General features: G+C 42.3%; 11 protein-coding genes. 7 read left to right on the top strand and 4 right to left on the bottom strand.

The genetic code is table 11. The annotated features are described in order from the left end of the window. Positions 1-151: 151 nt before the first annotated feature. Complete coding sequence (locus tag ACT8YW_RS04930; protein WP_444104198.1) at positions 152-1,426, top strand: DUF4995 domain-containing protein; 1,275 nt, start codon at positions 152-154, stop codon at positions 1,424-1,426. A gap of 167 nt (positions 1,427-1,593) precedes the next feature. After that, on the top strand, positions 1,594-4,074 hold the full coding sequence (locus tag ACT8YW_RS04925; protein WP_444104197.1) for a DUF4962 domain-containing protein: 2,481 nt from the start codon (positions 1,594-1,596) through the stop codon (positions 4,072-4,074). Between the two features lie 210 nt (positions 4,075-4,284). Here ACT8YW_RS04925 and rd read toward each other — a convergent pair whose 3' ends face one another. Then, complete coding sequence (gene rd / locus ACT8YW_RS04920) at positions 4,285-4,449, bottom strand: rubredoxin (protein WP_004306971.1); 165 nt, start codon at positions 4,447-4,449, stop codon at positions 4,285-4,287. A 223-nt stretch (positions 4,450-4,672) separates the two neighbouring features. On the opposite strand from rd, the gene ACT8YW_RS04915 reads away from it, so the two are divergent. The 5 genes from ACT8YW_RS04915 to ACT8YW_RS04895 all read left to right on the top strand — a co-directional run bounded on the left by ACT8YW_RS04915 (position 4,673) and on the right by ACT8YW_RS04895 (position 11,097). Next, positions 4,673-5,848, top strand: a complete 1,176-nt coding sequence (locus ACT8YW_RS04915; protein WP_444104196.1) for a sensor histidine kinase — start codon at positions 4,673-4,675, stop codon at positions 5,846-5,848. Positions 5,849-5,938: 90 nt separating this feature from the next. Then, positions 5,939-8,644: a calcium-translocating P-type ATPase, PMCA-type gene (locus ACT8YW_RS04910; protein ID WP_444104195.1), complete on the top strand. Its 2,706-nt coding sequence runs from the start codon at positions 5,939-5,941 to the stop codon at positions 8,642-8,644. Continuing rightward, complete coding sequence (locus ACT8YW_RS04905; RefSeq protein ID WP_444104194.1) at positions 8,634-9,257, top strand: HAD family hydrolase; 624 nt, start codon at positions 8,634-8,636, stop codon at positions 9,255-9,257. Before ACT8YW_RS04910 ends, ACT8YW_RS04905 begins: the two co-directional genes overlap by 11 nt. A 10-nt stretch (positions 9,258-9,267) precedes the next feature. Continuing rightward, complete coding sequence (locus ACT8YW_RS04900; protein ID WP_009000207.1) at positions 9,268-10,215, top strand: riboflavin biosynthesis protein RibF; 948 nt, start codon at positions 9,268-9,270, stop codon at positions 10,213-10,215. Positions 10,216-10,317: 102 nt separating this feature from the next. After that, a complete protein-coding gene (locus ACT8YW_RS04895; protein ID WP_444104193.1) occupies positions 10,318-11,097 on the top strand; it encodes a lysostaphin resistance A-like protein in 780 nt (259 codons plus the stop codon). Positions 11,098-11,110: 13 nt separating this feature from the next. Here the strand turns inward: ACT8YW_RS04895 and ACT8YW_RS04890 are convergent, their stop codons facing one another. The 3 genes from ACT8YW_RS04890 to ACT8YW_RS04880 form a co-directional block, all read right to left on the bottom strand. Further along, positions 11,111-11,536, bottom strand: coding sequence for a SufE family protein (locus ACT8YW_RS04890; RefSeq protein ID WP_004296248.1), 426 nt, complete (start codon positions 11,534-11,536; stop codon positions 11,111-11,113). A gap of 38 nt (positions 11,537-11,574) precedes the next feature. Beyond that, positions 11,575-12,570 (bottom strand): M20 family metallopeptidase, encoded by a 996-nt coding sequence (locus ACT8YW_RS04885; protein ID WP_444104192.1) that lies wholly within the window; start codon positions 12,568-12,570, stop codon positions 11,575-11,577. A 70-nt stretch (positions 12,571-12,640) separates the two neighbouring features. After that, positions 12,641-13,549 (bottom strand): S66 peptidase family protein, encoded by a 909-nt coding sequence (locus ACT8YW_RS04880; RefSeq protein ID WP_444104191.1) that lies wholly within the window; start codon positions 13,547-13,549, stop codon positions 12,641-12,643. Positions 13,550-13,556 lie beyond the last annotated feature (7 nt).

The following is a 13,556-nucleotide window of genomic DNA, read 5'->3' as shown; positions in this document are numbered from 1 at the left end:
AGGCCAATTAGATAAAATCCACATTATAAAAGACAAAATTGATGCTCGCTATTTACAATCTAAACTCTATTGAACGCTCTTATTACAAGCGAACGACTAACATTCACTATTTTTACAAACAGAAAAAACAAGTAAACGATAAACTTACAAAATGAAAAAGAACAATCTATTTTTGGTACTCGCAACCATTTTAATGGCATCATGCCAAACTCCTCAAAAGGAAAATTACGAATGGTTAAAAAAGAGTTTGGATGTAGCCTCTACTCAATTAAAGATTACCGGGGAAAAACTGAAAGGCACAGGAATGTTTCCCCGAAGTATTCATCAGGTTTGCGACACGATGTTCATAAGCCGGCAACTGGAGCGGGACCCTGCCGTATTCAAAGATTCGATAGAATCAGAATCCACTCCAGAATTGGATGGACAAACTCTACTCTGCCCTGCATCAGACTGGACCAGCGGTTTCTTCCCCGGTTCATTGTGGTATGCATACGAATTGACCCGGAAAGACTCTCTCAAAAATCTTGCTATCTATTATACCAACCTGCTAAATCCGGTACGCTATATAAAAAATACACATGACATAGGTTTCATGGTAAATTGCAGTTATGGAAATGCCTTCCGTCTATCTGCCAATGATACCATTAAAGAAGTAATCAAAGAGACTGCCGATAACCTTTGCGGACGTTTCAATGACACTATCGGATGTATTCGTTCGTGGGACTTCGGCGACTGGAATTACCCTGTAATCATTGACAATATAATGAACCTGGATTTATTATTCAATGCCTATAACCTAACCTCCAACAACCGTTATAATGAAGTCGCAATCAAACATGCCAAAACAACGATGAAAAATCATTTTCGCCCTGATTACACCTGCTACCATGTAGTAAGTTATAACAACGACGGAACGGTGGAATATAAACGTACCCACCAGGGTAAGCATGATGAATCGTCATGGGCACGTGGACAAGCATGGGCAGTCTATGGGTATACATCTTGTTTCAGAGAAACCAAAGATTCCATTTTTCTGAATCATGCAGAACATGTAGCCAACATGATTATCCAACGGGTAAAAACCGAAGATTTAATTCCATTATGGGATTATGATGCTATACAAAGCCCCGAAACGCCCCGAGACGCATCAGCAGCAGCCGTCACAGCTTCAGCACTTATCGAGCTAAGCACTCTTACGCAAAACAACAAGTATTTCACCTATGCAGAAACCATATTGAAAAACTTATCAAGTGATGCTTATTTGGCCAAAATCGGTGATAATCAAAACTTCATATTGATGCATTCAACAGGTTCCATACCCAACGGTTTTGAAATAGACGCCCCACTGAACTATGCTGACTACTATTATCTTGAGGCACTGAAAAGATATATGGACGTGAAACAAATCAAATACTCCGACTTATAAAGAAGATTGAGATGAAAAGGGATTGGATATTGAAGTGAAAGTAAATGGAAAATCCTACGTTTTAGGGTATAAGTTATAAGCACTATATAAATTAGCCTACAATCAGATGAGCTCTTTTATATAAATTCATGCTATCTTTGATAAACTAAAATTTTAAATACCTCCTAATGAAAATACTGACAATTATAATCTTTACGTTGTGCATCAGCTTTGTATCCTTATACGCAAATAACCCGCAACGGCAATCTCCTTACCCGCAACAGGAGAATATAGTCTATTTGAATCCGGCTCCATTGTTAGTTCCGCTATCAATGAAACAATCGGACTATCTGCAATTTAATCTTTCACAAGACAAAAACTTTAAAGGAGAAAATGAGATACTGTCCAAACCTGTTCCCTGGTGTATGTTCAACCCGCATCAAGTATTAAATACCGGTATTTGGTACTGGCGTTTCCGGTCGGTCAGTAAATCGGGCGAGGAAATGCCTTGGAGCAAGACTTACAGTTTTACGATAGAAAGCACAACTCCCAAGTTCGCAACACCACCCTTTTCGGTATTCTTGCAAAATATACCTCAAAAGTTTCCTCGTATCTACTGTTTCTTAAATGAGCATTTGGAAGAAGCCCGGAAGAACGTACGTTCAAACCCTGAATTCGAAGAGATGATTACTGATTCACGCAAGGCACTCGCAATGGACTTCAGCACAGATACCCAACCTTATAAACATGTATTTACAATGTCAGAATATTGCGATAACCTGAATACAGCATATCAAATGCTACAACGCGATATTTATGCAGCAAAAATGGTAGCAAATGTACGTTGTCTTCTATCTCAAGAACCTGAACAGAAATTTATTGAGAATGATTTTAACGCAGGAGAGTTGGTCTATCTGTTAGCCTGTACTTATGATAACTGCTATGAGCGGTTCACGACAGAAGAGCACAAACAGATCGAACAAACTATCATGAAAGTTCTATCTCATTATTATGATAAGCGAATCTTAGGACGTGAGGAAAACATGTTTTTCGATGAACATATCTGGCAATTCACCATACGCCGCTTTTTGCAAGCATCATTGGTAGTATATGACAAATATCCCGCAGCCAAAGAATATCTGGAGTACTACTACGAACTTTGGAACACACGCGGACCGGCTACCGGATTCAACCGTGATGGTATCTGGCATAATGGCGCAAACTACTTCAGTGCCAATGCTGTGAGTCTTTGTTATATACCCACCCTATTCGGTTACCTGACAGGAACAGATTTCTTGCAACATCCCTGGTATAAAAATGCAGGCATCGGCACCGCGTATACTTGGCTGCCCGGTTCGCTAAGTGACGGATTCGGTGACGGACATGAAAAAAGTAATGGCAAACCTTTACGTATCCGTAGTGCTTTCGCTGATTTCCTGGCTCGTAATACCGGTGATCCATATGCAGCCTGGTATTCATCTGTCAACGAGCGGTATAAAACAGAATCGGAAACACGTTTATATCGTTTAGCCTGTGGCAAACAACGTCCTGTAAACTGCGAATTACCAGTAGATGCCCCAAAGGCTATGTGGTACAAAGATTGCGGAGAAATGATAGCCAACAGTAATTTAAAAGATTTGGATAAGAATGTCAGTTTAAGTTTCCGCTCCAGTCCTTTCGGTTCCGGCAATCATACACATTCCAACCAAAATGCTTTCAATCTGCATTATGGTGGAGAAGCCGTCTATCATGCCGTCGGTCATTATATGAATTTCTGTGATCCACACAATCTGCTATCCTACCGCAATACCCGTGCTCATAACACAATGTTGATAAACGGTATCGGACAGCCATTCACGACCAATGCTTATGGATATATCGTCCGTATGTTCAATGGAGATCACATTTCATATGCACTGGGAGATGCTTCCAACGCATATTGCGGAATCAGCGATGTACGCTTATGGAAACGCAGTTTCAAGCAACATAAACTGGAGCAATCTCCGGAAAACGGCTTCGGAGAAACACCTCTGAAAAAATATCGCAGACATATTTTCTTATTGCACCCTAACAAGGTATTGATTTACGACGAACTGGAAGCGGAAGAAGAGGTACGTTGGGACTGGTTGCTGCACAGCCCGGTTAAGTTTGAGATTGACGAACTGACATCAACGCTGGTCACTACCAATAAAGAAAAGCATTTCACCTCCGTAGCCCGGCTGTTCTGCGAACAGAAAAGCAACATTACACAAACAGATAAGTATGCCGCTCCACCCAATGAATGGGATGCGCAACGTGGAGAGGATTTCACAAATCCCTGGTCACTCACTGCCAGTTTCGGTCCCAGCAAAACGAACCGCATACTGACTATCATACAAATAGAGACTGACGATAAAAAGGCTGCAAAAATAGTACAGAACGGCAACAAGTTTCAATGTGGTGAATGGGTGATCGAAGCGGAATTAAATTCCAAGCAGAATGCCAGTTTATATATCCAGAATACGGTAAATAAGGCAACTTTCAGTTATGGTAAGAAAAAGGTAGAGATTAATGGCAAAACTCATCAATGCCTTAAAAACGATGCCTCTATATTATTCGACCAAACAAACGGGAAATGGGAAACCCAGGAAATGGGCGACCAACGAATACAAACAATGGGGAAATGGTAGAGCAGGATAATTAATACACATATCATTCTGCAAGACGTCCCAATAAAGTAGATTCGGTACAGCGGTTGTTCAAAGAACTTGCGCTGTACCGTTCTTCTATGTTCAATTAATATTGAGCAAAAAGATTTCATCCTCCAGTATAAAAACAAAAAAGACCGGGTATATATCTATACACCCAGTCATTCTCCTCTTAATAATTCTCTCTTGGTTTTATCCTTCGTACGGTTCAAAATCTTCTTTGCCGACTCCGCATAACGGACAAGTCCAATCATCTGGAATGTCTTCAAATGCTGTTCCTGGTTCAATTCCGCTTTCCGGATCTCCTTGTTCGGGGTCGTAAATATATTCACAGACCGTGCAAATGTACTTTTTCATAACGTTCGTATTTTTAAATGGTTTTCTGAATAATATAACACAAAAAGGAAGATATTTGTTCAACACTATTTTCCAAACTAAAGAAAAAAACTATCTTTGTAGTCATATTATCAAGCTAAAACAACAATATTACACTATGCTTATAGCACTATTGTCGACCTTAATAGTTTTATGTGCAGTCCTACTCATCAGTTTTTTATGGGAACGTAGGAAATGCCTCCGGATGCAACGGCGCTTGTTTCGTGAATCCAGAAAGTTGGAACGTACCAGCCATATCGCCGGTGCCATCTTAAAGAATGTACATGCCTTTATTCTGCTAATAGACAATGATTTTAAGGTGCTGAAGACCAATTATTATCAAAAAACCGGAACCAGGAAAGGAACAGAAGAAAAAAGAGTGGGCGACCTGCTGCAATGCCGTAACGCATTGGCAGCCGAAGGAGGTTGTGGCACACATAGTTTTTGTGGTTCCTGTCCGATACGTACTGCCATACGCCAAGCCTTTGAACAGAGACGGAACTTCACGGATCTCGAAGCAACTTTATCCGTAGTCACGTCTGACAATACGAGCGTGAAATGTGACGCAGTCATATCCGGCTCCTACTTCCTTCTTAATGAAGAAGAGAATATGGTCATCACCGTACATGACGTCACCCGGCGGAAACAAGCCGAAGAGGAATTGAGACTAGCCAAAGAAAAAGCGGAAAAAGCGGATATTTCAAAATCTGCCTTTTTAGCTAATATGAGCCATGAAATCCGCACGCCTCTCAATGCTATTACAGGATTTGCAGAGGTACTGGGCAGTGCAAATACAGAAGAAGAAAAGGCTCAATATCAGGAAATCATAAAAATGAATGCCGACCTCCTGATGCAGTTGGTCAACGACATTCTGGATATGTCTAAAATCGAAGCCGGAACATTGGAATTTGTACAGACAACGGTTGACGTCAATCAGCTGCTTTCTGATTTACAACAACTTTTCCAGATGAGAGTCAATGACGCCGGAGGAAAGATACAAATTATAGCGGAATCATCTCGTTCTTCGTGTATGATTCAAACAGATCGCAACCGGGTGGCGCAGGTACTTTCCAACTTTGCCGGCAACGCCATTAAGTTCACCCACGAAGGTAGTATTCGCATCGGATATGAAGCAAGAGATACCGAACTCTACTTTTATGTCAAGGATACCGGAGCAGGAATTCCGGCAGAAAAATTACCGGATGTATTCGAACGCTTTGTGAAACTGAACAAAGATAAGAAAGGAGCCGGACTGGGACTCTCTATTTCTCAAACCATTGTCGCCAAACTAGGCGGTCAGATTGGTGCGGATTCCGTAGAAGGTGAGGGCTCTACATTCTGGTTTACAATTCCTTATCGTACATGTGGTAAACCACGGTAACAAATTCGACTTCATAAAAAGTTTTAATTAAACATTTTATCACAATTTTATGTTGTATTTTTGCGGTTCAAACTAAACGCATGTATCTGCATGAGTACAAATAAAAATGACTATTATCACTTAGGACTTACGGATGACGAAGTCCTACAAAGCAGGGAGGAAAATGGTATTAACCTGTTAACACCTCCCAAGCGTCCTTCCCTCTGGAAACTTTATCTGGAAAAATTTGAAGACCCGGTTGTACGCGTACTATTAGTAGCAGCCGCTTTCTCGTTAATCATTTCTATCATCGAGAACGAATACGCTGAAACAATCGGAATTATAGCCGCTATCTTACTGGCTACCGGAATCGGTTTCTTTTTCGAGTATGATGCCAGCAAAAAGTTTGATCTGCTGAATGCAGTCAATGAAGAAACATTGGTAAAAGTGATCCGAAACGGACGTGTGCAGGAAATTCCCCGCAAAGACATAGTGGTAGATGATATCGTAATTCTGGAAACGGGTGAAGAAATTCCGGCCGATGGAGAATTACTGGAAGCCATCTCTTTGCAAGTAAACGAATCTAATCTGACGGGGGAACCCGTTATAAATAAAACAACTGTAGAAGCTGACTTTGATGAAGAAGCAACTTATGCTTCCAATCTGGTGATGCGTGGAACAACAGTGGTAGACGGTCATGGCACCATGCGCGTTCTGCACGTGGGAGATGCTACTGAAATCGGAAAAGTAGCCCGACAGAGCACCGAAGACAACCTCGAACCTACTCCGCTGAACATACAGTTGACTAAACTCGCAAACCTCATCGGAAAGATTGGTTTTACGGTGGCTGGTCTCGCTTTCCTTATTTTCTTTGTCAAAGACGTATTACTATTCTTTGATTTCGGTTCACTGAACGGGTGGCATGAGTGGCTTCCTGTTTTCGAACGGACACTGAAATATTTTATGATGGCAGTTACGCTGATTGTGGTAGCTGTGCCTGAAGGATTGCCAATGAGCGTCACTCTTAGCCTGGCATTGAACATGCGTCGTATGCTTTCTACCAACAACCTGGTGCGGAAAATGCACGCCTGCGAAACAATGGGAGCCATCACTGTGATTTGTACGGATAAAACCGGTACACTGACTCAAAACCTGATGCAAGTGCACGAACCTAATTTCTATGGCATCAAAAATGGCAGTGTTTTGTCCGATGATGATATCAGCACACTCATTGCAGAAGGAATAAGCGCTAACTCAACCGCTTTCCTCGAAGAGTCAACGACCGGTGAGAAGCCGAAAGGAGTAGGAAATCCCACCGAAGTAGCTTTATTGCTTTGGCTTAACAAGCAAGGAAAAAATTATCTGGAACTTCGTGAGAAAGCACATATCCTCGACCAACTCACTTTCTCTACCGAACGGAAATTCATGGCAACCCTTATTGAGTCGCCACTGATCGGCAAAAAAATACTATATATAAAAGGAGCCCCGGAAATTGTTTTGGGCAAGTGTAAAGAAGTAGTCTTAGACGGACGGCAAATAGACGCCGTAGAATATCGTTCTACAGTAGAAGCACAACTGTTGAGTTATCAGAATATGGCTATGCGTACACTTGGATTTGCATTCAAGATTGTCGGAGAAAATGAGCCGAACGATTGTACGGAACTGGTTTCAGCCAACGACCTCAATTTCTTGGGAGTGGTTGCCATCTCCGACCCGATTCGTCCGGACGTACCTGCTGCGGTTGCTAAATGCCAGTCCGCAGGTATCGGCATCAAGATCGTGACGGGTGATACTCCGGGAACTGCAACGGAAATCGCACGTCAGATAGGTCTTTGGAACCCCGAAACAGATACCGAACGGAATCGAATCACCGGTGTTGCATTTGCCGAATTGAGCGACGAAGAAGCACTGGATAGAGTGATGGACTTAAAAATTATGTCCCGCGCCCGCCCGACAGACAAGCAACGCTTGGTGCAGCTGCTTCAGCAAAAAGGAGCAGTCGTAGCCGTAACCGGAGACGGAACCAATGACGCCCCGGCTTTGAATCATGCTCAAGTAGGTTTATCGATGGGTACAGGTACTTCTGTAGCTAAAGAAGCCAGTGATATTACATTGCTCGATGACTCCTTCAACAGTATCGGAACCGCTGTCATGTGGGGACGTTCACTGTATAAGAATATCCAGCGTTTCATTGTTTTCCAGCTAACGATCAACTTTGTGGCATTGCTTATCGTTCTGCTAGGCTCCGTAATCGGTACGGAACTTCCGCTGACTGTAACACAAATGTTATGGGTGAACCTGATTATGGATACTTTTGCCGCTTTGGCTCTTGCCTCCATTCCACCCAGCGAAACGGTGATGCTTGAGAAACCTCGTCGCAGTACCGATTTTATTATCAGTAAGGCGATGCGGTCTAATATAATAGGTGTGGGCTCTATCTTCCTCATCGTATTGCTCGGAATGATTTATTATTTCGACCACAGTACGCAAGGAATGAATGTACACAACCTGACTATTTTCTTCACCTTCTTTGTCATGCTGCAATTCTGGAATCTGTTCAATGCCCGTGTATTCGGTACTACCGATTCGGCATTCAAGGGACTTTCCAAATCGTACGGGATGGAGCTTATTGTACTGGCTATTCTTGCCGGACAATTCCTCATCGTACAGTTCGGTGGAGCCGTATTCCGCACGGAACCGCTCGACTGGCAAACCTGGTTTCTTATTATAGGCGTTTCGTCCACGGTGTTATGGGTTGGAGAACTTGTTCGCCTTGTTCAACGTATTATTCACAAAAAAGACAGAAATGAAAAGTAAAGGAATAAAAAACCTTCTTATTGATTTAGGTGGTGTACTTATCAATCTCGACCGCCAACGTTGCATTGAACACTTTCAGAAGTTAGGGCTCCAAAACGTGGATGAATTGCTGGATATCCATAATCCGAACGGACTCCTGATGCAACAGGAAAAAGGATTGATTACACCTGCCGAATTCCGTGACGGAGTTCGTAAAATGATAGGCAAAGCAGTTAGCGACAAACAAATAGATGCAGCCTGGAATAGTTTTCTGGTAGATATACCCACACAAAAACTGGATTTATTATTAAAATTACGTGAGAAATATGTCGTCTATTTATTGAGCAATACCAACCAAATTCATTGGGAATGGACATGTGCTCATTTGTTTCCTTACCGCACCTTTAAGGTGGAAGATTATTTTGAAAAAGCGTACCTATCTTTTGAAATGAAAATGGCCAAGCCCGAACCGGAGATATTCAAGGCAATCATAGAGGATGCCGGTATCGAGCCGAAAGAAACGCTTTTTATTGATGACTCTGAAATGAACTGTAAGACAGCCCAAAATTTAGGAATTTCCACCTATACAGCGAAAGCAGGCGAAGACTGGAGTCCTCTTTTCAACCTCAAATAATTTTAGAGATATGCAGATTATACGTGACACATCGGCCATTACCCCGGAACCCTGCGTAGCTACCATCGGCTTCTTTGATGGAGTACATGCAGGACATCGCTATCTGATTCAGCAAGTGAAAGAGATAGCCGCCGCCAAAGGTCTACGCTCTGCATTGGTTACTTTTCCCGTTCATCCCCGAAAAGTGATGAATGCGGAGTATCGTCCGGAACTTCTGACTACCCCCGAAGAAAAAATAAGTCTGCTTGCAGACATCGGGGTAGACTACTGCCTGATGCTTGATTTCACTCCGGAAATTTCCCGGCTCACTGCCCGGGAGTTTATGACACAGTTGCTAAAAGAGCGTTATCAGGTAAAATATCTGGTTATCGGCTATGACCATCGTTTCGGACATAACCGCAGCGAAGGCTTCGAGGATTATGTACGTTATGGAAAAGAAATTGGCATAGAAGTGATTCGCGCCAAAGCGTATACCAGCAATATAAAAATAGGGAACGAGCCCAACATTCCGGTGAGCTCTTCCCTGATCCGTAAACTTCTTCATGAAGGAGAAGTTAGCCTGGCCGCCCATTGTCTGAAATATGAATATTTCCTTGACGGGATCGTAGTAGGCGGCTATCAGGTAGGCAGAAAGATAGGTTTCCCAACAGCCAATTTACGGGTGGATGATCCCGATAAACTGATTCCTGCCGATGGCGTATATGCCGTATGGGTAACATTTGACGGAGAAACGTATATGGGGATGCTGAATATAGGTGTCCGCCCGACGATAGACAATGGTCCGAACCGGACGATTGAGGTGAATATCCTCCACTTCCATTCTGACATATATGATAAATTCATCCGGCTTACTTTTGTTAAACGGACACGTCCCGAACTGAAATTCTCCAGTATCGACGAGTTAATAACACAGCTCCATAAGGATGCTGAAGAGACAGAAACAATTCTTAAAAAATAGATTCTTATGCAAAAGTCATTTATGAGCATCTCTTTGGTGGTAATAGCTATATCCATGTTAGCTATGTTTATCTATAGTTTCTTTACCACTAAATAAAAAAACATGAAAACGGCTATCAAGTTAGTATTAATAGACCTTCTCATTGCGCAGATTATTGCTCCAATCCTGATTATGATTCCCTGTACGATCTATTTGTTCGTCACCACGGGAAATCTGGATAAAGTCACTCTGACGCAAATGATTATGATCCCGGCACAACTAGCCGGTCAGATTATGATGGGTATTTATCTATGGAAAGCCGGTTATATCAGTAAAAAGAAAACAACATGGTTACCTGTATCAGCCCCTTATCTGGCCTGTAGTGCCATTGCAATCCTCACTTGCGGGTTTGCAGTCTCCTCACTAATGAGCCTGCTGGATTGGATTCCTAATATCATGGAACAATCTTTCAACATTCTCCAATCCGGTTGGGGCGGCATTCTTGCAATAGCCATCGTAGGTCCCGTACTTGAAGAGTTATTGTTTCGCGGAGCCATTACACACGCTTTACTTCAGCAATACAATCCGACTAAAGCAATTCTGATTTCCGCACTTCTGTTCGGTGTCTTTCATATAAATCCCGCCCAGATCCTTCCGGCTTTTCTGATCGGTATCCTGCTGGCATGGACTTATTACAAAACAGGCAGTCTGATACCTTGTATACTGATGCATGTACTAAACAACTCATTGTCAGTCTATCTTAGCATCAAATATCCCGAAGCAGAAAATATGGACGACCTGATTAACGGTACCCCGTATCTCATCGTCCTATTCGGGTCAATCCTCCTGTTTATCGGTATCATACTGACCATGAACCACCTGACTTCTCAAAAGCAGCAATAAAAAAGGGAAGTTTTTACTTCCCCTCTTTCGCTTTGAATGCTAATGCATACATTCGTATTTGTTTTACCATCGACAGCAAACCGTTGCTACGCGTTGGCGATAGATGCTCTTTCAGTCCGATCTTGTCTATAAAATAAAGATCTGCATTCAAGATTTCATCAGGAGTATGTCCGGAAAAGACTTTAATCAACAAGGCAATAATCCCCTTTACAATCAAAGCATCGCTTTCTGCTTTAAAAACGATTTTACCATCCACATCATCCGCTTGAAGCCATACCCTGCTCTGGCATCCTTCAATCAGATTTTGTTCCGTCTTATATTTTTCTTCAAGTGGTTCCTGCTCATTCCCCAGATCAATAAGTAATTGATAACGGTCCATCCAATCGTCGAAGTCACTGAATTCCGCAATCACTTCATCTTGTAGTTCATTAATTGACATTATAGTAATTATTTAATTAGACAATAGCCAAAATTCTATTATTTCTCATTGTAAATCACTTCCAATACCGTCTGACCGACTGCTTTCAACGTATTCTTATCAATATGTTCCATATTGTCATTGACCGTATGCCATGTCGGGGTAAAATCACCTTCCTGATTGTATGGAATGATATCGACTGTTTTAATACGTGCCAGACGATTAATGAACAGATGGTCGTCTGTTACAAATCCTCCGTTTCCATCCATGAAAGTCTTTCCGTAACCCGCTTTCTTTGCCGCTTTCCAAACCTTCTTATTTATGTCCGGAGCAAATTCTTCCGAATACCCTTCTTTCATAAACACACTGCCTTCACCTCCTACCATATCGAGCAGGATACCAAAACGTGCATTATATCCTTGTACATGAGGATTACGTGCCCAATACTGCGATCCCAGACACCAGAACTCCTCCTTATGCTTTCCTGTATAAAACTGTGGCGCACCATAGTCCTCTGCATCCAACAGAATGATATCAATCCCCAATTCCGGTTGTTGCTGATTGACCAGACGAGCTATTTCGAGCAAAGCTCCTACCCCACTGGCACCATCATTTGCACCCAGAATCGGAGTTTTATGGTTCTTCTCGTCAGGATCGTTATCAGCCCATGGACGTGTATCCCAATGTGCAAACAGAGCGATTCTCTTTTTACTTTCCGGCTTATAAGAACCGATAATGTTTCTCGCTTTCAACAGCGTACCGTCATAAGCAATCAAATCAGCATATTGATTAGTCACTTGAGCACCGAAAGCCTCTAATTGACTGGCAAGGTAATTGCCACAGGCAACATGTTCTTTAGTGTTGGGAACACGAGGTCCGAAATTTACCTGATTCTTTACATACAAATAAGCACTATCCGCATCAAACTGCGGTACATTCACAACTGTCTTTTCGTCTTGTTCACTCGTACTATTTGCCTTGTTACCTCCACCGCAAGAGAATGCTGATAATAACAAAAAGGCACTCATTAATACTATCATAGTTTTCTTTTTCATCGTCCTTTTATCCATTAAAACCTCAAAATTAGTCATTTTCACCACAGCATCGTTCAGATGGAATGGATTATTAACATATAAACTTCAGTTCCACATTTTTCTTTCCCACCACAAGCTCTACTTGTGCACCGTTGATAAGCGGAAGATTATGAGTCACATGCCCCACCGGGAAATTGAAACAGACGGGATAATCATACTCTTTTACTAAATCTGCCAAAGCGGCATACAATTCCTTACCCAGCGAACAGTCTTCTTCATATTCTGTAAATTGACCGATAATCAATCCGGACAGTTTTTCCAACACGCCCCCCAGTTTCAAATTATACATCATACGCTCGATGGCATGCGGACGTTCGCTGACATCTTCAATAAACAGTATAGTCCCTTCTGCCGGAATATCATAAGGAGTGCCACGCAAACCGTAGGCTACCGCCATGTTACCGCCATGCAAAACGCCTTGTGCCGTCCCCTGCTTGTTCAGTTTATGCTTCTCGCACACGTAAGAAGGAATATTTCCCAATAGAATATCCTTCAGGTAGTTCGCACAAAGATCATTTTCCGGTTCCACCGTAAGATGACGTGCCATCAATGAATGAAGGGAAGCATATCCATTTTTCTGAAACAGATTGTGTAACGCCGTTATATCGCTAAAACCCAGTAACCATTTCGGATGTTCATGAAAAGCCGTAAAATCAATCTTATCAATCAAATGTACCGCCCCGTACCCTCCGCGACTACAAAGAATAGCTTTCACCTTAGGGTCGTCCATCGCGTCCTGCAAATCTTTCAGCCGTTGCCTGATTGTTCCGGCATATCTTCCGGATGAACTTCCGGCATGTTTTCCTATAGCCACTTTCAAGCCCCATGATTCCATCCGTTTCTTGGCTCCTTTCAGGAATTGTTGGTCTATCTTACTCGAAGGTGATACAATAACCACTTTATCACCTTTCTGCAAAAAGGGAGGAAATTGAATATCCATATATGTT

It is taken from the genome of Bacteroides sp. (assembly GCF_052357945.1).
Lineage (GTDB): Bacteria > Bacteroidota > Bacteroidia > Bacteroidales > Bacteroidaceae > Bacteroides.
Note: the sequence above shows the minus strand (reverse complement) of the source record. Positions and strands in the feature narration are given on the sequence as shown.

Coding starts and splice junctions, on each gene's coding strand:
- ACT8YW_RS04930 (WP_444104198.1), top strand. CDS start 152: ATGAAAAAGAACAATCTATTTTTGGTACTCGCAACCATTTTAATGGCA.
- ACT8YW_RS04925 (WP_444104197.1), top strand. CDS start 1,594: ATGAAAATACTGACAATTATAATCTTTACGTTGTGCATCAGCTTTGTA.
- rd (WP_004306971.1), bottom strand. CDS start 4,449: ATGAAAAAGTACATTTGCACGGTCTGTGAATATATTTACGACCCCGAA.
- ACT8YW_RS04915 (WP_444104196.1), top strand. CDS start 4,673: ATGCAACGGCGCTTGTTTCGTGAATCCAGAAAGTTGGAACGTACCAGC.
- ACT8YW_RS04910 (WP_444104195.1), top strand. CDS start 5,939: ATGAGTACAAATAAAAATGACTATTATCACTTAGGACTTACGGATGAC.
- ACT8YW_RS04905 (WP_444104194.1), top strand. CDS start 8,634: ATGAAAAGTAAAGGAATAAAAAACCTTCTTATTGATTTAGGTGGTGTA.
- ACT8YW_RS04900 (WP_009000207.1), top strand. CDS start 9,268: ATGCAGATTATACGTGACACATCGGCCATTACCCCGGAACCCTGCGTA.
- ACT8YW_RS04895 (WP_444104193.1), top strand. CDS start 10,318: ATGAAAACGGCTATCAAGTTAGTATTAATAGACCTTCTCATTGCGCAG.
- ACT8YW_RS04890 (WP_004296248.1), bottom strand. CDS start 11,536: ATGTCAATTAATGAACTACAAGATGAAGTGATTGCGGAATTCAGTGAC.
- ACT8YW_RS04885 (WP_444104192.1), bottom strand. CDS start 12,570: ATGAAAAAGAAAACTATGATAGTATTAATGAGTGCCTTTTTGTTATTA.
- ACT8YW_RS04880 (WP_444104191.1), bottom strand. CDS start 13,549: ATGGATATTCAATTTCCTCCCTTTTTGCAGAAAGGTGATAAAGTGGTT.